Source organism: Streptomyces humidus (genome assembly GCF_014649655.1).
Lineage (GTDB): Bacteria > Actinomycetota > Actinomycetes > Streptomycetales > Streptomycetaceae > Streptomyces > Streptomyces humidus.
The window spans coordinates 74,545-95,696 of sequence record NZ_BMTL01000029.1; the positions used below are offsets into that span (position 1 = coordinate 74,545).

The window sequence follows — 21,152 nt, forward strand, 5'->3', positions numbered from 1 at the left end:
CCACAGGCTCGCCATGCTGTCCGCGATTCCGGCTACGGTTTTTTCCGAGGCCACCGCGGAGGACGCGGGCCCACTCCACACCACTTCACTCCACGGGGGAGACGACCATGTCCCGCACCACCATCGCCCCGCCCGACTCCGTTTCCTGCACGCCGAGCCGTGCCGCACGTGAACTGGAACTGAAACGCGTCGAGCTGGATCTCGCCGTGCACCTCGGGCGCATCAGGACCGTACCTGACGCGGCAGGTGGCGCCCGCAGGGTGCCCCGCGCCGAGATCGACCGCCTGCGCGCGCAGCCCGGCTTCCCCGACTCGCTGCGCGAGACCGTGCTGGCCGTGGGGACCGCCGAGGGCGCCGCTCTCCTCGAAGTGCCGCCGACCCGCTTCACCCGCCTCGCCCGTCTGGGGCTGGTGGTGCCAGTGAGGTTCTATCTGAACCGCTACCGGGCCGTCGTCTGGCTGTATCTCGCCGAAGAACTCAAGCAGTTCGCGGCGGACCGGACCAACGCGTTCCTGCTCACCGGCCGCACGCCCGAGGTGTTTCGGAGCCAACTGGCCGCCGGTGTCGACCTGCGACCCAGGAACTGGCGCGGACGCCACCTGGGCTTCCTGCTCCGTCAGGCGGAAGACCCCTGGCAGCACGCCGGGGCCCTGGCCGGGTTCCTCGACCCCCTCCAGGTCGCGGAGATCGTCAAGGACCCGTACGAGCGCTCCCATCTGAACCGGTTCCGGCCGGTACCGCCGGCACATTGCGCCCCGGGCACGCCGGCCGCACACCTCGTCGAGAAGATCACCATGGCGGAGGACCCCGACGAGATCGACTGGCTGAGGTCGGACCTGCAACGCACCTTGGACGAGGCCCGAGTCGATCAGCCCGCTCCGCGCCCCTCCGCGAAACGGACCGTGCCGTGTCCACCGGAGCAGCGGGCCGCGCCCGGCGAGCCCGATACCGAGCGGCCCGCGCGCGGCCTGCTGAACCGGCTGTGCCGCCGAAAGCCTGCCGCCCTGCCGACCGGGACCCGCAAGCACCCGCAGCGACTCCGTGACGCCTACAGCGCCCGGAACAGCCCCTCCTGGACGACCGACACCAGCAGGCGCCCCTCCAGGTCGTAGATGCGCCCCCGGGCCAGTCCGCGTCCGCCGGTGGCGATCGGCGACTCCTGGTCGTACAGGAACCACTCGTCCGCGCGGAACGGCCGATGGAACCACATCGCGTGGTCCAGGGACGCCATGTCGAAGTTGCGCGGCCCCCACAAGGGCTCGACCGGAAGGCGGACGGCATCCAGCAGAGTCATGTCGCTGGCGTACGTGAGCGCGCAGGTGTGAACGAGCGGGTCGTCGCCCAGCGGCCCGACCGCACGCATCCACACCGCGCTGCGCGGCTCGGCGTCCTTGACGTCCTCAGGCCTCCAGCGCAGCGGATCCGCATACCGGATGTCGAAGGGCTGGCGGCGTGCCATGCGCTCCAACTGCTCGGGCAAAGCGCCCAGATGCGCCCGGACCTCCTCCGCCACCGTCGGCAGGGACTCAGGGTCCGGGACCTCCCGGGCCGGCGGCAGCTGGTGCTCGAAGGGACCTTCCTCAGGCTTGTGAAAGGAGGCGGTGAGATTGAAGATCGTGCGTCCCTGCTGCACGGCGGTGACCCGGCGGGTCGTGAAGGACCGGCCGTCCCGCACCCGTTCTACCTGGTACACGATCGGCACGCCCGGCCGGCCCGGGCGCAGGAAGTACGCGTGCAACGAGTGCACGGGCCGGTCGCCGTCGGTGGTCCGGCCCGCCGCGACCAGCGCCTGGCCCGCCACCTGGCCGCCGAAGACCCGCTGCAGCGACTCGTGCGGGCTGCGACCCCGGAAGATGTTGACCTCGATCTGCTCCAGGTCGAGCAGGTCGACGAGCCTCTCGGCCGGATTCGTCATCGGTGCGTTTCTCCTGTGCCCTCTTCTGCGCCTTGTCCCGTGCTCGGGCCGACGCCTGATCCGGCTGTTCCGGTACGCGACGCCGGACCTTCGCCCGGTCTCACAACTGGCCGACGGACGTGACGCGGACGACAGCACGGCCCTCGGCGTCGGACGCGGTGAGGTCGACCTCCGCGCTGATGCCCCAGTCGTGGTCGTCGTTCGGGTCGTCGAAGATCTGACGGACCCGCCACAGGGCGTTCCGCGGCTCCTCCTGGATGACGAGCAGCTTCGGCCCGCGGGCATCGGGGCCGGTGCCGAGGTCGTCGTACTCGTCCCAGTACTTGTCCATCGCCTCGCCCCACGCGTCGGCGTCCCAACCCGACTCGCCGTCCAGCTCGCCGAGCTCGTGGACATGGTCGAGAGCTGCCAGCTCGACCCTGCGGAACATCGCGTTGCGGACCAGGACCCGGAACGCACGGGCGTTCGCGGTGACGGGCTTGACCTCGTCGGCCTTCTCCTGCGCCTCCTCGGCGGTCATCTCCTCCGGGTTGGCGAGCTGCTCCCACTCGTCCAGCAGGCTGGAGTCGACCTGGCGCACCATCTCGCCCAGCCACTCGATCAGGTCCTGCAGATCCTCGGACTTGAGGTCGTCCGGGACGGTGTGGTCGAGCGCCTTGTACGCACCGGCCAGGTACCGCAGCACGATGCCCTCGGTGCGCGCCAGCTCGTAGTGCGAGACCAGTTCGGTGAACGACATCGCCCGCTCGTACATGTCACGGATGACAGACTTCGGCGACAACGGGTGGTCGCCGACCCACGGGTGGCTCTTGCGGTACGTGTCGTACGCGTGGAAGAGCAACTCCTCCAGAGGCTTCGGGTACGAGACGTCCTGCAACCGCTCCATGCGCTCCTCGTACTCCACGCCGTCCGCCTTCATCGCGGCCACCGCCTCGCCGCGCGCCTTGTTCTGCTGCGCGGCCAGGATCTGGCGCGGATCGTCCAGCGTGGACTCCACGACGGAGACCATGTCGAGAGCGTAGGAGGGCGACTCGGGGTCCAGCAGTTCGAACGCCGCCAGTGCGAACGTGGACAGCGGCTGGTTCAGCGCGAAGTCCTGCTGCAGGTCGACGGTGAGACGGACGATCCGGCCGCTGGCGTCCGGCTCGTCGAGCTTCTCCACGATGCCGCCGTCCAGCAGCGAGCGGTAGATCGCGATCGCGCGCCGGATGTGCCGCAACTGCTGCTTGCGCGGCTCGTGGTTGTCCTCCAGCAGGTGCCGCATGGCCTCGAAGGCGTTTCCGGGCCGGGCGATCACCGACAGCAGCATCGTGTGCGTGACGCGGAAACGCGAGGTCAGCGGCTCAGGGTCGGAGTCGATGAGCTTGTCGAAGGTGGTCTCGGTCCAGCCCACGAACCCTTCGGGCGCCTTCTTGCGCACCACTTTGCGACGCTTCTTGGGATCGTCCCCGGCCTTGCTGAGGGCCTTCTCGTTCTCGATGACGTGCTCTGGGGCCTGCGCGACCACCAGACCCGCCGTGTCGAAGCCGGCCCGGCCCGCTCGGCCCGCGATCTGGTGGAACTCACGCGCCCGCAGCGTGCGCACCCGGTTGCCGTCGTACTTGGTCAGCGCCGTGAACAGCACCGTGCGGATGGGCACGTTCACGCCGACGCCGAGCGTGTCCGTACCGCAGATCACCTTCAACAGACCTGCCTGGGCGAGCTTCTCCACCAGACGCCGGTACTTCGGCAGCATGCCGGCGTGGTGGACGCCGATGCCGTGCCGCACGTAGCGCGAGAGGTTCTGGCCGAACTTCGTGGTGAATCGGAAGTTGCCGATCAGCGCGGCGATCCGCTCCTTCTCCTCACGCGAGCACATGTTGATGCTCATCAGCGCCTGCGCCCGCTCCACCGCCTGCGCCTGCGTGAAGTGCACGATGTACACGGGCGCCTGCCGGGTGTCCAGCAGGTCGGTGAGCGTCTCCGTCATCGGCGTGTACCGGTACTCGTAGGAAAGCGGCACGGGGCGGGTCGCCGAGCGGACCACCGCCGTGGGCCGGCCGGTGCGCCGGGCGAGGTCCTTCTCGAAGAAGGACACGTCCCCGAGCGTCGCCGACATGAGCACGAACTGCGCCTGCGGAAGCTCCAGGATCGGGATCTGCCACGCCCAGCCGCGGTCGCCCTCCGCGTAGAAATGGAACTCGTCCATGACGACCTGGCCGACGTCGGCGTGCCTGCCGTCGCGTAGGGCGATCGAGGCGAGCACCTCGGCGGTGCAGCAGATCACCGGAGCGTCGGAGTTCACCGATGCGTCGCCGGTCAGCATGCCCACGTTCTCCGTGCCGAAGATCTTGCACAGCTCGAAGAACTTCTCCGACACCAGCGCCTTGATCGGCGCCGTGTAGAAGGTGACCTCGTCCCGTGCGAGGGCCGCGAAGTGCGCGGCCGCAGCGATCATGCTCTTCCCGGACCCGGTGGGCGTCGACACGATCACGTTCGCCCCGGAGACCACCTCGATCAGCGCCTCCTCCTGGTGGGGGTAGAGCGTCAGACCGCGCTCCTGCGCCCAGGACTCGAAGGCTTCGTACAGGGCGTCGGGATCCGCGGTCGGCGGCAGCTGATCGATGAGGGTCACGCCCCCATCTTGCCTGCCGTCGCCCCTGAGGGGGGAATCGGCTGCCGGCCCGAAGATCACGGCGGCTACGCTGTGTCGCCGACGGAGCGTCATCGCACCCGGTCAACTGGACAGCGGCACACGAGGAACAGGGCGGGCAACGGCCATGATGGGACCAGCACACTCACTGTCGGGGGCCGCGGCCTGGTTGGGCGTCGGCGCGGCCGCCGCCGCCACCGGTCACACCATGCCCTGGCCGGTCCTGCTAGTCGGCGCGCTGATCTGCGCCGGCGCAGCGCTCGCCCCGGATCTCGACCACAAGGCGGCCACCATCTCCCGGGCCTTCGGCCCCGTCTCCCGCTGGCTGTGCGAGATCGTCGACAAGCTCTCCTACGCCGTCTACAAATCCACGAGGAAGCAGGGCGACCCGCGCCGCTCCGGCGGGCACCGCACGCTCACGCACACCTGGCTGTGGGCGGTCATGATCGGCGCGGGATCCTCGGCGCTGGCGATCGCCGGCGGCCGCTGGGCGGTGCTGACGATCCTCTTCGTCCACATGGTGCTCGCGATCGAGGGCCTGCTGTGGCGGGCGGCCCGCGGCTCCAGCAGCGACGTGCTGGTGTGGCTGCTCGCCGCGACCAGCGCGTGGATCCTCGCCGGCGTCCTGGACAAGCCCGGCAACGGCTCGGACTGGCTGTTCACCCAGCCCGGTCAGGCGTACCTGTGGCTGGGGCTGCCCATCGTGCTGGGTGCTCTGGTGCACGACATCGGCGACGCCCTGACCGTCTCGGGCTGCCCGGTTCTGTGGCCCATCCCGATCGGGCGCAAGCGCTGGTACCCGATCGGTCCTCCCAAGCCGATGCGGTTCCGGGCGGGCAGCTGGGTCGAGCTGAAGGTGCTCATGCCCGTGTTCATGGTGCTCGGCGGAGTGGGCGCGGCGGCTGCCCTCAACTACATCTGACGGTCGGCGCGGTCGGCTCAGGTCATCGCGCCGTCGTCGCCGTAGCGCCGCTCGAAGCGGGCGATGCGGCCCTCCGTGTCCACCGTGCGCGCCTTGCCCGTGTAGAAGGGGTGGCTCTCGGAGGAGATCTCCACGTCCACGACCGGGTAGGTCTCGCCGTCGTCCCATTCGATGGTCTGGTCGCTGACCGCGGTGGACCGGGTCAGGAAGGCGAAACCGGCGGCGCGGTCACGGAAGACGACCTCGTGGTAATCGGGCTGCTTGTCCTGCTGCATGAGTGCTCCTCCTGCGGTTCAACCGGACAAGGTGTCCTCGTCGACGATGTGCATCGCGGCCTCCTCCGCGGAGGCGGCCGCTCCGTCGATGCCGACGTCCGTGGCGATCAGCGCGCTCTCCTCGTCCTCGTGGGCTCCCTCGTCGGGTGCCACCAGCCGTCCGGAGCGCATGGCGCCGACCTCGTTGTCGAGGAGTTCCCCGTCCGTGCCGTCGCAGTCCCCGAGACCGTCACCGTCGGGCGCCCCGGTGTCCGGCAGCTCCTCCGCGAGGCGCTGGTCCAGGCTCTCCCCCTGTCGGCGCTCCGCGGCGGTCACACCGACGTGCTCCACGGCCCAGGGACGGTCCGGCGGGGACCAGCCGCGGTCGAGGGGGTCCTCCACGCCGTCGTTCTCCAGTGTGTCCTCCCCGTCGAGCAGCCCCGCGTCTTCCTGGATGTCGGAGGCGTCAGGCTGGTAGACGTCGTCTCCCCATCCGTCGGCGCTGTTCACGGCTACCTCCCGGGGGTGACGGGCCGGTTCCCACCGCGGTCGGCGGTCGGGTGCCGCCGTACGAGGCGCCGGCCGGGCGCGGCGTGTGCCGGATGGATTCCGACGGTCTCCCGCGCGGGTGCCGTTATCCAGCGTTCCACCCCGCTTCGGTACCGCGCAACGCCAGAGGCCACGCGAGGGCGGGGCCGTGTCGCCCCGGACGGGGCGACACCGCTCCTCGGCGCCCTGATCGGTCATTGCGTCGACCCGGGGTCGTGGCCGGGGCGGGTGCCATGGCTCCGTCCGGGGCCGGCCTCGGCCGCCTGCGCGGAGGCAGACGACCGTGGCTTCGCCCGGGGCCGGCCCCGGGCACCTGCCCCGGGGCAGACGCCACGCTCCGGAGCAGACGCCCCGGCCGACACCGACGCGGGAGCCGCTGCCGTGGCCGTCACTGTCCCCGGCGGCGCCGGTACCGGTCTGTGTGCCGGCACGCGCGTTCTCACCGGCACGGGCGCCCGCACAGGTCTCCGCAGCGGTCTCCGCGCGGGTGCCGGGGCACGCGCCGCTCGTGTCGGCCTCGGCGTTCGACGGGGGCTGCCTGCGTCGCCACGACGCTCACCCGTGCCACGACCGCCAGAGCGCCGCGTACGCTCCGTCAGCCGCCACCAGCTCGGCGTGGCTGCCCAGCTCGCTGATGCGGCCGTTCTCGACGACGGCGATCATGTCCGCGTCATGGGCGGTGTGCAGCCGGTGCGCGATCGCGATGACCGTGCGGCCGTCCAGGACACGGGCCAGGGACCGTTCCAGATGGCGGGCTGCGCGTGGGTCGAGCAACGAGGTCGCCTCGTCCAGGACCAGCGTGTGCGGGTCGGCCAGCACCAGACGGGCCAGGGCGATCTGCTGGGCCTGGGCCGGGGTGAGCGGGACGCCGCCGGAGCCGACCTCGGTGTCGAGGCCGTCGTCCAGGGCCCGTGTCCAGCCGTCGGCGTCGACCGCGCCCAGGGCTGCCCACAGCTCGGCGTCCTCCGCTGCCGTGGAGGTCTCCTCCGTCGGGTGGAGCCGAGAGTGGGGGAGGGCGAGGCGCAGGTTGTCGCGCAGGGAGCCCACGAAGACGTGGTGTTCCTGGTTCACCAGCGCCACATGGGAGCGGACCAGTTCGGCCGGCATCCGCGACAGCTCGGCGCCGCCGAGGGTGATCCGGCCGTCGCGGGGCGCGTAGATCCCGGCGAGCAGCCGCCCCAGGGTGGACTTGCCCGCGCCGGAAGGGCCGACGAGGGCCAGCCGGGTGCCGGGGGAGACCTCCAGGGAGACCTTGCGCAGCACGTCCACGCCCTCGCGGTAGCCGAAGTGGACCCGGTCGGCGAGCACGTCGCGTCCGTCCGGCGCCAGCCCGGAGTCTCCTCCGTCCGGCTCGATGTCCCGCACCCCGACCAGCCGGGCCAGCGACACCTGGGCGACCTGCAGTTCGTCGTACCAACGCAGCACGAGGTTCACGGGGTCGACGAGCATCTGGGCCAGCAGCGCCCCCGTCGTCAGCTGACCGACGCCGATCCAGCCCTGCAGCACGAACGCGCCGCCCAGCATGAGGACCGATCCGAGCACCGTCACATGCACGAGGTTGATCACCGGGAAGAGCACGGACCGCAGCCACAGGGTGTAGCGCTCCCAGGCCGTCCACTGCTGGATGCGCTCCTCCGAGAGGGCGATGCGACGGTCGCCCAGACGGTGTGCCTCCACGGTGCGGCCGGCGTCCACGGTCTCGGCGAGGGCGGCTGCCACGGCGGCGTAGCCGGCCGCTTCCGAACGGTAGCCGGCGGGCGCCCGCTTGAAGTACCAGCGGCATCCGACGATCAACAGCGGCACGGCGATGAGCACGGCCGGCGCGAGCGGCGGCGCGGTGACGACGAGTCCGCCGAGCAGCAGCAGGGCCCACATCACGCCGATGGTCAGCTGTGGCACCGCCTCACGCATCGCGTTGGCCAGCCGGTCGACGTCCGTGGTGATGCGGGAGAGCAGATCCCCCGTGCCGGCCCGCTCCAGCACGCCCGGCGGCAGGCGAACCGACCGGACGAGGAAGTCCTCGCGCAGGTCTGCGAGCATCCGCTCACCGAGCATCGCGCCGCGCAGCCGCACCTGTCGCACGAAGGCGGCCTGGACGACCAGAGCGAGCACGAACAGGGCGGCGGTGAGCCCCAGATGGAGCTCGCGCACTCCGTCCGACAGGCGTTGAACGAGGTCGCCCAGCAACCAGGGGCCCACCATCGACGAGACCGTGGCGACCGTGTTGACGAGGAGGAGCAGCAGAAAGGCGCGGCGGTGCCGGCGCAGAAGTTCGGCCACGTAGGCGCGCACGGTCGCGGGGGCGCCGACGGGCAGCGTGTTCGCCGTCCTCGGAGCCGCCGGGTCGTACGCGGGCGGTGCCACGCCGATCATGCCCTCTCCTCGATCTCTTCGCGCTCGGTCCGTACGAAAGCGCGCTCGGTGGGTGTCGTGTCGTGTTCGATGTGTGCGAGTTCGTTCTGCTTCAGGTCCTTCTGCTGCAGGTCCTTCAGCGCCCCGCTCAGGGAGACCCGCTCCTCCTCGAGGGCCGTGCCCGGATTGCTCTCCTCCTCGGTCTCCCTGGTCACGACGGCCCGGTACCGGGGTTCGCGGTGCAGCAGTTCACGGTGCACGCCGGTCGCGACCGCCGTGCCCTCGTGCACCAGCACGACCCGGTCGGCCCGGTCGAGCAGCAGTGGGGACGAGGTGAACACGACCGTCGTGCGCCCCTCCCTCAGCTCGCGCAGTCCCTCGGCGATCCGGGCCTCGGTGTGCGAGTCGACGGCCGAGGTGGGCTCGTCCAGGACGAGTACCTCGGGGTCGGTGTACAGGGAACGGGCCAGCGCGAGCCGCTGTCGCTGGCCGCCGGAGAGCGACCGGCCGCGTTCGGTGATCCGGGCGTCCATCGGGTCGGCGGCGTCCAACGACCCTTGCACGAGCGCCTCGAGGACGTCCCCGCACTGGGCGGCGGCCAGCGCCGTACCCGCGTCGATCTTCCCCGAGGCGGGTACGTCGAGCAGGTCGCGCAGGGCGCCGGACAGCAGCACGGGATCCTTGTCCTGGACGAGGACCGCCGTGCGTGCGCAGTCCAGCGGGAGTCCGTCGAGCGGGATGCCGCCGAGGAGGACCGACGGGCCGTCCTCCGCCGGGTGGCCGCCCAGCCGTTCGGCCAGACGTCCGGCCGCGTCGGGGTCGCCGCACACCACCGCGGTGAGGCGGGCGGCCGGAGCGAGCAGACCGGTGGCGGGGTCGTACAGGTCGCCCGAGGGTGCTTCGGCCGCGCGCGACCCGCCGATGTCGGTCGCCCGTTCCAGGGACAGCACGCTTGCGGCACGTCTGGCCGACGGACGCGAGAAGGAGTAGGCCATCGCGATCTCCTCGAAGTGCCTGAGGGGATAGGTCAGGACCATCACGGAGCTGTAGACCGCGACCAGTTCGCCCACCGTGATGCGGCCCTCGCGGGCGAGGTGGACGCCGTAGCAGACGACCCCGATCAGCAGCAGGCCCGGCAGCAGCACCTGGATGGCGCTGATCAGGGCCCACATACGGGCGCTGCGCACCGCCGCGTGGCGCACTTCCTGGGAGGCGCGGCGGTATCGGTCGAGGAAGAGTTCCTCGCCGCCGATGCCGCGCAGCACCCGAAGGCCCGCCACGGTGTCCGAGGCGAGTTCGGTTGCGCGTCCGGCCTTTTCGCGCTGGATGTCCGCCCGGCGGGTGGCCCGCGGCAGCAGGGGCAGCACCGCGAGTGCGAGGACGGGCAGCCCCACGGCGACCACGACGCCGAGCGCGGGCTGGTACACGACCAGGCCCACGCAGACCAGGAGGACGGTGACGGCCGCGGCGGTGAAACGGGACACCGCCTCCACGAACCAGCCGATCTTCTCGACATCGCCGGTGGAGACGGCCACGACCTCGCCGGCCGCCACCCGCCGGTTCAGCGTGGACCCGAGCCGCGAGGCCTGTCGGGCGAGCAGTTGCTGCACTCGGGCGGCCGCCGTGATCCAGTTGGTGACCGCGGCCCGGTGCAGGAAGGTGTCCCCGATGGCGACGGCGGCGCCGCACAGGGCCAGCACCGCGCCGGTGAGGGCGAGTCGGGCGCCGGAGCGGTCCACGACGGCCTCGATCGCGAAGCCCACGCAGAACGGCAGCGTCGAGACGGCGACGAAGTGGAGCAGTCCCCAGGCCAGGGCCTTGAACTGACCGCCCAACTGGTTGCGGCCCAGCCACCACAGGAAGCGGGGGCCCGAGCGTACGTCCGGGACACCCGGGTCGGGGTACGGAAGGTCTTGGATCTGCATGACGTCCCAGTGGGCTCGAGTCAGGGAAGGGGGAGAAAGGGGCGAGAGACGGGCGGGAAAGGGAATCGGGCAGGAAGGTGGGGAGGGACCGGACGGGAAGGGCCGCGGGGTGCGGTAAGAAACCGTGCAAGGTTCGCGTCGTGGAGTGGTGGGAATCAACCGGTTTTCCATGGCGACGGCAGGATCCGGCAACCATCGACGCGGCCGGGTGTCCGGAACCTGCCGCAAAAGTCCGGAAAGCGATGCGAGCATGGCCCGATGCGACTCGGCGACGGGCGGCGTGCGGGAGCCGCGACAATGACCTCCGTGCTTCTGTTCGCTGCCCTGGCCGCGTGCGGCGGAGCGGGCGGGGAACGCGGAAGCGAAGGCATGGCGGGGGCCGGTGCGCAACGCGGCAGTCGTTCGCCGGGACCGGCGTCGGCGACCCGTGTCCCCGGTGTCGGCGACCGGATGCAACGACGGATTCCCGTTGCTTCGCGCCAGGCCGTGGTGGTGTACGGCGACGGAAAGGACTCCGCGGGAGCCACCGTCGTGCTCTACGCCAAGCGTGGTCCGAACTGGGAGCGCGTCCGCGGTTGGCCGGGGCACAACGGCAAGAAGGGGTGGACGGCGGAGCACCGGGCAGGCGACAACCGCAGCCCTGTCGGCGTGTTCACACTCACCGACGCGGGCGGGGTGCTCGCCGACCCCGGAACCAGACTGCCCTACACCAGGTCCGCCTCCTTCGCGGCGCCGCGGTGGTGGGCCAAGTCGCACTGGCACGACTTCGACTACGTCATCGCCATCGACTACAACCGTGTCAAGGGGGCCCCGCCCGACGACCCGACGCGGCCCGAGGGCGAAGAGAGAGGCGGTGGAATCTGGCTGCACATGGACCACGGCAGCGGGACGTCGGCCTGCGTCAGCGTGTCCAGGGCGGCGATGGAGCACTTGTTGCGCATGCTCGACCCCGACGAGCATCCCGTCGTGGTCATGGGGGACAGAGCCGCGCTGAAGGAGTGAGCCCCCTTCCTCCGGCGCGCGATCCCAGGGCCCCGCGCTTTCGACGTCAAGCCGATCGAATACGACCTGACCCCCTTCGCGGGGATCCTCGACGACCGGCGCTCGCCCGGTATCGAGGTGTCGGCAGCCGGTGTGCCCGGGAGGCAGAGCGGCTTGAGCACCTCCGTCAACTCGTCCGGCAGCGCCCGGGCAAGGCCGCCGTCGGCGGGAGAACCGTCACGCGGGCCACGGAGACCGAACGTGGGCCGCAGCGTTTCCGGCAGCGGCCGGCCGCCGAGCCTTCGGAGGGATCGGGTCCCTTCGCGCGCCGTTCAGCAGATTCCTCCCCGCTCCCCCTCAGGGCCCCTCCGCCGGTCCGGCTTCCCCTCCCGCTCCGGTCCCGGTCCGTGGTCCACCGTCTCGCCACCCACCAGTGCGTCCAGCAAGCCGCTCAGCACCTCGCGCTCCAGGGTCGTCAGAGGGTCGAGGATCTCCTCCGCCGCCGACACGCGAGCGCCGCGCAGCTCGCGCAACGCCTTGCGGCCGCCTTCGGTGAGCTCGATCCGGATGACCCGCCGGTTCGTGGGGTCGGGCGCCCGCCGCGCCATGCCGCTGGCCTCCAGCCCGTCGACCAGGGTCGTCACGGCCCGGGGCACCACCTCCAGCCGGGCGGCCAGGTCGGCCATGCGCGGCGGTGAGTCGCAGTGCGCCAGCGTGCGCAGGAGCCGGGCCTGTGCCGGTGTGACACCCAGCCCGCTCTGCTGCAGATGGCGCTTCTGGATGCGGTGCACCCGGCGCGTGAGCCGCAGCAGTTGCTCGGCGAGCAGACTGTCGGAATCGGGGGTGGTCATGAGGGAACAATATCAGGACGCCGTTCATTGTGAGTATAGGTAACAATGAGCTATGCTCCGTCAGTCCTCATCGTCACACCCTCCGTAGGAGCCATGCCCCGAGATCACATCGAATGGACCCCCGCTCCCGGCGCGTCGACCGACGAACCCCGTCAGGTGCGCCGCATCCTCGCCCTCTTCAAGCCCTACCGCGCCCGGCTCGCGGTCGTCGGCCTGCTGGTCGCCGCCTCGTCGCTGGTCACCGTGGCCACTCCCTTCCTGCTCAAGGAGACGCTGGACGTCGCGATCCCCCAGGGGCGTACCGGCCTGCTGAGCCTGCTCGCCCTCGGCATGATCCTCAGCGCGGTGCTCAGCGGCGTCTTCGGCGTCCTGCAGACGCTCATCTCCACGACGGTCGGGCAGCGCGTCATGCACGACCTGCGCACGGCCGTCTACGGACGCCTGCAGCGCATGTCCCTCGCCTTCTTCACGCGCACGCGTACCGGTGAGGTGCAGTCCCGCATCGCGAACGACATCGGCGGCATGCAGGCCACCGTCACCTCCACCGCCACCTCCCTGGTCTCCAACTTCACCAGTGTGGTCGCCACGATCATCGCGATGGTCGCCCTCGACTGGCGGCTGACGGTCGTCTCGCTCCTGCTGCTGCCGGTGTTCGTGTGGATCAGCCGTCGCGTCGGCAACGAACGCAGGAAGATCACCACTCAGCGTCAGAAGCAGATGGCCGCGATGGCCGCCACGGTCACCGAGTCCCTGTCGGTCAGCGGCATCCTGCTCGGCCGCACCATGGGCCGGTCCGACTCCCTCACGCATGCCTTCTCGGAGGAGTCCGAGCAGCTGGTCGGACTCGAGGTGCGGTCGAACATGGCCGGACGTTGGCGCATGGCCGTGATCGGGATCGTCATGGCGGCCATGCCCGCCGTCATCTACTGGACGGCCGGCATGGCCCTCCAGCTCGGAGGCCCCGACGTCTCCCTCGGCACGATCGTCGCCTTCGTGTCCCTGCAACAGGGCCTGTTCCGTCCCGCCGTCAGCCTGCTGTCGACCGGCGTGCAGATCCAGACCTCCCTCGCGCTCTTCCAGCGCATCTTCGAGTACCTCGACCTCCCCGTCGACATCACCGAGCGCGAGAACCCGGTCCACCTCGACCAGATCAAGGGCGAGGTGCGCTTCGAGGACGTCGTCTTCCGCTACGACGGCGACCACGGCGACCACAAGGGCGACGGCATGGGTGACGAGGCGGTCAGGCCCGTCCTCGACGGCATCGACCTCACCGTCCCCGCAGGCGGCAGCCTCGCCGTCGTCGGCCCGACAGGCGCGGGCAAGTCCACGCTGGGCTACCTGGTGCCGCGGCTGTACGACGTGACGGGCGGCCGGGTCACCCTCGACGGCGTCGACGTGCGCGACCTCGACTTCGACACCCTCGCCCGCGCGGTCGGCGTCGTCTCGCAGGAGACGTACCTCTTCCATGCCACGGTCGCCGACAACCTGCGCTTCGCCAAGCCGGACGCCACCGACGAGGAGCTGCACGCGGCGGCGCGGGCGGCGCAGATCCACGACCACATCGCCGGACTGCCCGACGGCTACGACACGGTGGTCGGTGAGCGCGGCCACCGCTTCTCGGGCGGCGAGAAGCAGCGCCTGGCCATCGCCCGCACCATCCTGCGCGATCCGCCGGTGCTCATCCTCGACGAGGCGACCAGCGCCCTGGACACCCGCACGGAACAGGCCGTCCAGGAAGCCATCGACGCGCTCTCGGCGAACCGCACCACCGTCACCATCGCCCACCGGCTGTCCACCGTTCGGGGTTCCGACCAGATCGTGGTCCTCGACTCCGGAGCGGTGGCCGAACGGGGCACGCACGAGGAGCTGTTGAGGCAGGACGGCCGGTACGCGGCCCTGGTGCGACGGGACGCTCGACTGGAGCCGACAAGCTGACAGTATGGCAAGTTATGCCAGGTTTGAGATGATCTGAGGGTTACCGTGCCCGCATGCAGATGAACACTCCGCCTCGGAGCACGATTCGACTGACGCGTCGGGGCCGTCTCGTCCTCATCGCGACCGGAGCCGTCGTGGCCGGCGCCGCCGTGGCGGTGCCGCTGCTGACCCTGGGGAAACCTGAGGAGGCGCCGAAGCCGAAGACCCTGGTCATCCCCGAGGGCTGGCGCGCGAGCCAGATCTACGAGGCGATCGACAAGGCGCTCGCCCTGCCCTCCGGCACCACCAGGAAGGCGATGCCCACGGCCGGCCTGAAGCTGCCGAGCGACGCCAGGGGCAACCCGGAGGGGTACCTCTTCCCGGCGACCTATCCGGTGGACAGGAAGGCCACGCCGCAGTCGCTGCTGGCGTACATGGTCGACACGGCCGACAAGAGGTTCAACGGGGCGCCGATCGCCGCGGGCGCCCAGCGCAACGCCGTGAACGTGTACCAGGCGGTCACCGTCGCCAGCCTCGTCCAGGCGGAGGCCGCCACCAAGGCGGACATGGGCAAGGTGGCCCGGGTGGTGTTCAACCGGCTCAAGCGCGGGATGCCGTTGCAGATGGACTCCACCATCAACTACGCGTTGAACCGCTCCCTGCTGAAGACGACGGAGAGCGACACCCGTGTCCAGAGCCCCTACAACACCTACCAGCGCATGGGCCTGCCTCCTACGCCCATCGACAACCCCGGCGAGGAGGCGATGCGGGCCGCCATCAGCCCCACCCCCGGTGACTGGCTGTACTTCGTCACCGTCAAGCCGGGCGACACGCGCTTCACGGCCGGCCTCGCCGAGCACCAGCGCAACGTGGCGGAGTTCAACCGCAACCAGAAGGCTGCCAAGAGCCCGTCCGCCGCGGCGGGGTGAGGCGGCGGGCCGTCAGGCGGCGACCGTCTCCTGCGCGAGCAGTCGCCTGATGTCCCGAACGGCCGCGCGTCCGGCCCGGTTGGCGCCGACGGTGCTGGCCGACGGCCCGTAGCCGACCAGATGGATCCGCGGGTCCGCGACCGCGCGCGTGCCCTCGACCCGGATCCCGCCGCCCGGCTCACGCAGGCGCAGCGGCGCGAGATGGTCGACGGCGGCCCGGAAACCGGTCGCCCACAGGATGACGTCGGCGGGGACCCGCCGGCCGTCGTCCCACTCCACACCCTCCGGGGTGATCCGGTCGAACATGGGCAGCCGGTCCAGCACGCCGTCGGCCAGCCCCTGGCGGATCGCGTCGTTGAGCGGCAGACCCGTCACGGAGACCACGCTCAGGGGCGGCAGCCCCCGCCGCACCCGCTCCTCCACCAGCGCGACCGCGGCGCGCCCCGCCTCCTCGTCGAAGGGCCCCTCACGGAAGACGGGAGGCCGACGCGTCACCCAGGTGGTGTCGGCCGCGTGGGGCGCGATCTCCAGCAGATGCTGCGTGCCGGACGCGCCGCCGCCGACCACGACCACCCGCAGCCCCGCGAACGCCTCTGGGCCCGGGTACTGCGCGGTGTGCAACTGCCGGCCGCGGAAGGTCTTCTGGCCCGGAGAGCTCGGCCAGAACGGCCTGCCCCAGGTGCCGGTCGCGTTGATCAGGGCTTGCGCGGACCACGTGCCGTCCGAGGTCTCCACCAGCAAGCGCCCGCCGGAGCCTTCCCGGACGCTCCGCACCTCGACCGGCCGACGCACGCGCAGATCGAACGTGTGCTCGTAGGCGGCGAAGTACTCGCCGATGACCTCGGACGACGGCCGGGCGGGATCCGCGTCCGTCAGCTCCATCCCGGGCAGCGCGTGCATCCCGTGCACCTTGCCGTACGTCAGCGAGGGCCAGCGGAACTGCCAGGCGCCGCCAGGGTCGGGCGCGCGGTCGAGCACCACGAAGTCGCGCTCCGGCTCGAAACCTGTGCGCCGCAGGTGAAAGGCGGCGGCCAGCCCTGCCTGGCCGGCGCCTATGACCACCACCTCGACCTCACGCACGTTGTTCACGTTTCCACCAACGCGCCGAGAGGCGTGGATCTTCCCGAGCCCGTCGCCGCGACGGCCGTGAACCCGGGCGACGAGGAGTAAGCGGCTCAGGCTGCTCGGGCGGCTCCGAGGGCCGTCGGGTTCATGTCGGTCAACGGTCGTCCTGCACGTCGGATCCCCGGCGTCACACCTCGGCCGGCCGACGGGACGAGGGGGTGCGGGATCCCGCGTATGGGTCAGGATGGTGGCATGCCAGATGCGTTCACCACCCGAGTTCTGTCCGTCGCCTCCGGTTCCCGCGAGCGGGTCGTCGATCTCACCGGAGAGTGCGAGACGTTCCTGCGTGACGTGGCAGCCGGCCGCGACGGCCTGCTGAACGTCTTCGTCCCGCACGCGACGGCCGGCATCGCGATCATCGAGACCGGGGCCGGCAGCGACGACGACCTGCTCGCCGCGCTGCACACACTCCTGCCCGCGGACGACCGCTGGCAGCACCGGCACGGCAGCCCCGGTCACGGCCGCGACCACGTCCTCCCGGCCTTCGTCCCGCCCCATGCGACCCTGCCCGTCGTGGAAGGGAGGCTGCAACTGGGCACCTGGCAGTCGGTCTGTCTGGTGGACACCAACAAAGACAATGTCAGCCGTCAGGTCCGGCTGAGCTTCCTGGCCTGAGCGAGATCGTCCTGGGCGCGGCCGCCGGATCTGCGTACCTTGCGTGTCCAGGTCATCGCCGCGGACTCTGTGAGACTCGGGGCGCTTCACCCGGGACCGCCCCGTGTGAGGAGCTCCTGGCGGGCTACGGCTTGGCGCTGACCAGCCCGGTGTCGTAGGCAGTGATCACGGCCTGGATGCGGTCGCGGGCGCCGATCTTGGCGAGGACGCGGCCCACGTGCTTCTTGACGGTGGATTCGGTCAGGACGAGGCGTTCGGCGATCTCGGTGTTGGTCCAGCCCTGGCCGATGGCGACGAGGACCTCGCGCTCGCGATCGGTGAGGGTGTTCAGACGGGGGTCCTCGACGGGTGGGGTGTGCGTGGGGGCCAGGACCTGGTGGGTGTAGGCGTCCAGGAGGCGGCGGGTGAGGCGGGGGGAGACGACGGCGTCTCCGGTGGCGACCGCGTGGATGCCGGCGACGAGCTCCTCGGGGCGGGCGTCTTTGAGGAGAAAGCCGCCCGCTCCGGCGCGCAGGCCTTCGTAGGCGTATTCGTCGAGGTCGAAGGTGGTGACGATGAGGACGCGGGTGCGGCCCCCGGCGGCGATGATGCGGCGGGTGGCTTCGATGCCGTCCATGCCGGGCATGCGGATGTCCATGAGGACGACGTCGGGGCGGAGTTCGGCGGTCATGCGGACGGCCTCGGCGCCGTGCCCGGCCTCACCGACGGGGGTCAGGCCGGGGGTGCCCTCCAGCAGCATGCGCACGCCCATGCGCTGGAGGGGCTGGTCGTCGGCGATGAGGACGGTGGTCATGGCTGATGGTCTCCCGGGGGTACGTCGAGCACGACGTCGACGAGCCAGCCGTGGCCGCTTGCGGGCGGTCCGAGGGTGACGGTACCGCCGTACATGGCGGCCCGCTGGCGGATGCCGACGAGACCGTGCCCGGCGTCGCCGGAGGGCGCCTCGGCGGCGGACACGCCGGTGTCGGCGACCCTGATGCGCAGGGTGCCGGCGTCCTTGGTGACGGTGACGTCGGCCGTGGCGCCCGGTCCGGCGTGTACGAGGGTGTTGGTGAGGGCTTCCTGGACGACGCGGTACACGGTGAGCTGAACGCCGCTGCCGAGGGCGTCGAGGTCGCCTGTGGTGCGGTAGGTCACGGGCAGCCCCGCCGCGCGCACGCGTGCCAGCAGCGGGTCCAGGTCCCGGATGCCGGGCTGCGGGCCGAGCAGCCGCACGTCTTCTTCATGCCCCCGCTCCTCGCGCAGCACGCCCAGGACGCGCCGGAGTTCGCTCATCGCCTGGCGTCCGGTGTCGGCGAGGATGCGCAAGGGCTCGGCGGAGGTCTCGCCACGGTGGGTGGCGAGGGTGGCGGCGCCGTCGGCGACGCTGACCATGACGGAGAGGTTGTGGCCGACGATGTCGTGCATCTCGCGGGCGATACGGGCGCGTTCGGCGGCGGTGGTGAGACGCACGCGCTGGTCGTGCTCGATCTCCAGACGCCTGGCGCGGTCCTCCAGGGCCGCCAGGTAGAGGCGGCGGATCCGCAGGGTCAGGCCGATGGCGACGGCCGCCGTCGCCGTGCCCAGCAGGAAGAAGAGGCCGAGGAACGGGTGCTCGAGGGGGGTCAGGAGCCAGACCGCCAGGGTCATTTCGGCCGCGGTCACAGCGGCGGCCCAGCCGAGCGAGCGCAGTGAGCCGCGCAGGGCCAGGCTGTAGAGGGCGATGAGCGTGGCCATCCCGGTCTGCTGCCACACCCCCAGCGACCACTGCGCCAGCAACACCGCGGAGATCACCCAGTAGGTGACGGCCGGGGTCCTGCGGCGCCACCACAGCGGTACGGCGAGTGCGACGGCGAAGGCGACCAGCACCGGGGTCGGCACCTGGCCGTGGTCCGTGGTGTCCCCGAAGGGGCCGTGGCGGCTGTGGGAGAGCAGGTCGGGGAGGCTGGACAGGGCGACGACGAGGACGACCGCGGTGTCCAGCAGCCACGGATGACGCTGGTCCAGTCGGTGCCGGGCGCTCTGACCGCGCAGCATGCGGCCCAGGAGAGGGTGCGCCCAGGCGTCGGCGAGCCCGGGGGACGGCTCGGTGGCCGTCCCCCGGGCGGCGGCCGCGGGGGTCTGTCTCGTGATCCCCACTGTCTCGCACCGCCCCTCAGGCGTCGCTCTTGAGGAGCCGCCAGGCGGCTGCGGCGAGGGTGAGGGCGACCCACCCGGCGAAGACGGCGAGTCCCGCCCCGGGAGAGAGGGCGTCGGAGGACTGGTGCAGGGTGTACATCGCCGCGCCCGCGTTGCTGGGGAAGTAGGGGTTGATGTTGTCGTACACGGAGTCGGGCAGCAGCGAGGCCAGACCCGGGAGGATGAGCAGGACGCCGACCAGGACCGCGATCGCCCCGGCGCTGGAGCGCAGCAGCATGCCCAGGGCCACGCCCGCGACGGCGACGAGGGCGAGGTAGAGGCCGGCGCCGGCCAGGCTGCGCAGCACACCGTCGTCGCCCAGGGACAGGGCGATCTTCTCGCCGTCCAGGCCCAGGGTGCCCAGCTGGAACGCGGCCAGGGCGCCCAGCGAGGCCAGGACCAGGATGACGGGTCCGATCACCGCGGCCTTGGACCACAGGACGGGCAGGCGACGGGGGACGGCGGTGAGGGTGGAGCGGATCATGCCGGTGGTGTACTCGCCGGCCGACAGCAGGGCGCCGAGCACGCCGACGGCCAGCGACGCGAAGGTCACCCCGAGCAGCGCGAGGCTGACCGCGTCCTGGTCGCCGGAGCCGGGTCCGGGCGGCCCGCCCTGGCCGACCGTGTCGGGACTGTAGGTGGCGGAGGCGATCGCGCCGAGGGCGATCAGCAGCACCACGGCGACGCCGAGGGTGATCCAGCTGGAGCGCAGCGACCACAACTTGGCCCACTCCGCGCGCAGCACCCGCGGACCCGTCACCTTGCAGGCCTGGGCGCCGGCCCGGGCGGGGGAGAGCTGGGTGACGGTCATCAGGCTGCCTTTCGCTCGGTCTCGGCGGGGTGGCTCTGGTACTCGACGACGTCCCTGGTCAGGTCCATGAACGCGGCCTCCAGCGAGACGGTCTGCGGAGTGAGTTCGTACAACGCCACCCCGTGCTCGGCCGCGATCCGCCCGATCTGACGGGCGTCGCGTCCGGAGACCAGAAGCTCCTCGGCGGACGAGGAGGAGATCGTGACGTCGGGGCCCGCCAGCAGCGGGCGCAGCCTGGCGGTCTCGGCGGTGGCGACCTTCACCCCGCCGCCGTTCGCCTCCCGGGTGAAGTCGTCGACGGTGGTGTCCGCGAGGAGACGTCCGCGGCCGATGATCACCAGGTGGTCGGCGATCAGTGCGGTCTCGCTCATCAGGTGCGAGGAGAGCATCACCGCCCGGCCTTCGTCGGCCAGCGAGCGCAGCAGGTTGCGCACCCACAGCACGCCCTCGGGGTCGAGGCCGTTGACCGGCTCGTCGAGCATGACGATAGCGGGGTCGCCGAGCAGGGCCGCCGCGATGCCGAGCCGTTGGCCCATGCCGAGCGAGAAGGCCCCGACCCGCTTGCCGGCCACGCTGGTCAGACCGGCCAGGTCGATGACCTCGTCGACCCGGCGGCGCGGGATGCCGTGCGTGTACGCGAGCGCCATGAGGTGGCTGAACGCGCTGCGGCCGGGGTGGACGGACTTGGCCTCCAGCAGGGTGCCGATCTCGTGCAGCGGTGCCGTGTGCTTCGCGTACGACTTCCCGTTGACGGTGACCGAGCCCCTGGTGGGGGAGTCCAGGCCGACGACCATGCGCATGGTGGTGGACTTGCCGGCGCCGTTGGGGCCGAGGAAGCCGGTGACCTCACCGGGCTTGACGGCGAAGCTCAACTCGTCGACGACGGTCTTGTCGCCGTACCGTTTCGTCAGCTCGCGTGCTTCGATCATGGACGTGGGCCTCTCACCTCGGACTCGGCCGGGCGAGCGCCGCGGCCTGTGCAGTCGACGTTAGAAGCGCGGCCCACCGGAAACCTGGGACCACGGGAGACACTTCGACGCCCGAGTGGTACCGCGGTACCACTCGGGCGTCGATCGCTCGTACGCCTCAGGTATGACGGCGCTGCACGCTCAGCCGGTAGTGGTCGGAGCCCGTGCCGCGGATCGGCCGGCCCGCGTCGCGGCACGACCCGTCCTGTGGTCCCCGACGACGCACGCGTGCGGAGGCGGTCCTCACCGTCT

At 71.3% G+C, this 21,152-nt stretch carries 18 protein-coding genes and 1 pseudogene; 7 read left to right on the forward strand and 12 right to left on the reverse strand.

Translation table 11 applies throughout. The features are described 5' to 3' along the window. The first annotated feature begins 107 nt into the window (after positions 1–107). Complete coding sequence (locus IE239_RS29830) at positions 108–1,112, forward strand: DUF6397 family protein (protein WP_229878391.1); 1,005 nt, start codon at positions 108–110, stop codon at positions 1,110–1,112. On the opposite strand, the gene IE239_RS29835 is transcribed toward IE239_RS29830, so the two are convergent. Both IE239_RS29835 and IE239_RS29840 read right to left on the reverse strand, forming a co-directional pair. Further along, positions 1,049–1,915, reverse strand: a complete 867-nt coding sequence (locus IE239_RS29835; protein ID WP_190152532.1) for an acyl-CoA thioesterase — start codon at positions 1,913–1,915, stop codon at positions 1,049–1,051. The genes IE239_RS29830 and IE239_RS29835 overlap by 64 nt on opposite strands. 100 nt (positions 1,916–2,015) lie before the next feature. Continuing rightward, entirely contained in the window at positions 2,016–4,529 is a 2,514-nt protein-coding gene (locus tag IE239_RS29840) for a DEAD/DEAH box helicase (protein WP_190152533.1), read from the reverse strand. A 145-nt stretch (positions 4,530–4,674) separates the two neighbouring features. Here IE239_RS29840 and IE239_RS29845 point away from each other — a divergent pair, with 145 nt between their 5' ends. Beyond that, positions 4,675–5,469, forward strand: coding sequence for a metal-dependent hydrolase (locus IE239_RS29845; RefSeq protein ID WP_190152534.1), 795 nt, complete (start codon positions 4,675–4,677; stop codon positions 5,467–5,469). 17 nt (positions 5,470–5,486) lie between these two features. On the opposite strand, the gene IE239_RS29850 is transcribed toward IE239_RS29845, so the two are convergent. From IE239_RS29850 to IE239_RS29865, 4 genes are all read right to left on the reverse strand, one after another. Beyond that, positions 5,487–5,744 (reverse strand): type B 50S ribosomal protein L31, encoded by a 258-nt coding sequence (locus IE239_RS29850; RefSeq protein WP_190152535.1) that lies wholly within the window; start codon positions 5,742–5,744, stop codon positions 5,487–5,489. Between the two features lie 18 nt (positions 5,745–5,762). Continuing rightward, positions 5,763–6,233, reverse strand: coding sequence for a DUF5709 domain-containing protein (locus tag IE239_RS29855; protein ID WP_190152536.1), 471 nt, complete (start codon positions 6,231–6,233; stop codon positions 5,763–5,765). Positions 6,234–6,827: 594 nt separating this feature from the next. Then, positions 6,828–8,645, reverse strand: a complete 1,818-nt coding sequence (locus IE239_RS29860; RefSeq protein WP_190152537.1) for an ABC transporter ATP-binding protein — start codon at positions 8,643–8,645, stop codon at positions 6,828–6,830. Further along, complete coding sequence (locus IE239_RS29865; protein ID WP_190152538.1) at positions 8,642–10,549, reverse strand: ABC transporter transmembrane domain-containing protein; 1,908 nt, start codon at positions 10,547–10,549, stop codon at positions 8,642–8,644. The genes IE239_RS29860 and IE239_RS29865 overlap by 4 nt, the downstream gene beginning before the upstream one ends. Positions 10,550–10,807: 258 nt before the next feature. Between IE239_RS29865 and IE239_RS29870 the strand changes: the two genes are divergently transcribed. Both IE239_RS29870 and IE239_RS42480 read left to right on the forward strand, forming a co-directional pair. Then, positions 10,808–11,551 (forward strand): L,D-transpeptidase family protein, encoded by a 744-nt coding sequence (locus tag IE239_RS29870; protein ID WP_190152539.1) that lies wholly within the window; start codon positions 10,808–10,810, stop codon positions 11,549–11,551. Between the two features lie 3 nt (positions 11,552–11,554). Then, positions 11,555–11,722 (forward strand): annotated as a pseudogene (locus IE239_RS42480) (peptide-N4-asparagine amidase); the annotation flags it as partial. Between the two features lie 140 nt (positions 11,723–11,862). Here the strand turns inward: IE239_RS42480 and IE239_RS29875 are convergent. Continuing rightward, positions 11,863–12,381, reverse strand: a complete 519-nt coding sequence (locus IE239_RS29875; protein ID WP_190152540.1) for a MarR family winged helix-turn-helix transcriptional regulator — start codon at positions 12,379–12,381, stop codon at positions 11,863–11,865. 93 nt (positions 12,382–12,474) lie between these two features. Here IE239_RS29875 and IE239_RS29880 point away from each other — a divergent pair, with 93 nt between their 5' ends. Both IE239_RS29880 and mltG read left to right on the forward strand, forming a co-directional pair. After that, positions 12,475–14,316, forward strand: coding sequence for an ABC transporter ATP-binding protein (locus tag IE239_RS29880; protein ID WP_190152541.1), 1,842 nt, complete (start codon positions 12,475–12,477; stop codon positions 14,314–14,316). 53 nt (positions 14,317–14,369) lie between these two features. Continuing rightward, the gene (gene mltG, locus IE239_RS29885) at positions 14,370–15,224 is read left to right on the forward strand and encodes an endolytic transglycosylase MltG (RefSeq protein ID WP_190152542.1); all 855 of its coding nucleotides are present in this window, start codon (positions 14,370–14,372) and stop codon (positions 15,222–15,224) included. Between the two features lie 12 nt (positions 15,225–15,236). On the opposite strand, the gene IE239_RS29890 is transcribed toward mltG, so the two are convergent. Next, on the reverse strand, positions 15,237–16,313 hold the full coding sequence (locus IE239_RS29890) for an NAD(P)-binding domain-containing protein (protein ID WP_190152543.1): 1,077 nt from the start codon (positions 16,311–16,313) through the stop codon (positions 15,237–15,239). A gap of 228 nt (positions 16,314–16,541) precedes the next feature. Between IE239_RS29890 and IE239_RS29895 the strand changes: the two genes are divergently transcribed. Then, a complete protein-coding gene (locus IE239_RS29895; RefSeq protein WP_190152544.1) occupies positions 16,542–16,964 on the forward strand; it encodes a secondary thiamine-phosphate synthase enzyme YjbQ in 423 nt (140 codons plus the stop codon). Positions 16,965–17,088: 124 nt separating this feature from the next. Here IE239_RS29895 and IE239_RS29900 read toward each other — a convergent pair whose 3' ends face one another. From IE239_RS29900 to IE239_RS29915, 4 genes are read right to left on the reverse strand one after another with little or no spacing between them, the layout of a single operon-like run. Then, on the reverse strand, positions 17,089–17,757 hold the full coding sequence (locus IE239_RS29900; RefSeq protein WP_190152545.1) for a response regulator: 669 nt from the start codon (positions 17,755–17,757) through the stop codon (positions 17,089–17,091). Beyond that, entirely contained in the window at positions 17,754–19,082 is a 1,329-nt protein-coding gene (locus IE239_RS29905; RefSeq protein WP_229878393.1) for a sensor histidine kinase, read from the reverse strand. The genes IE239_RS29900 and IE239_RS29905 overlap by 4 nt, the downstream gene beginning before the upstream one ends. 16 nt (positions 19,083–19,098) lie before the next feature. After that, a complete protein-coding gene (locus IE239_RS29910) occupies positions 19,099–19,932 on the reverse strand; it encodes an ABC transporter permease (protein ID WP_190152546.1) in 834 nt (277 codons plus the stop codon). Then, complete coding sequence (locus IE239_RS29915; protein WP_190152547.1) at positions 19,932–20,861, reverse strand: ABC transporter ATP-binding protein; 930 nt, start codon at positions 20,859–20,861, stop codon at positions 19,932–19,934. Before IE239_RS29915 ends, IE239_RS29910 begins: the two co-directional genes overlap by 1 nt. Between the last annotated feature and the right edge of the window lie 291 nt (positions 20,862–21,152).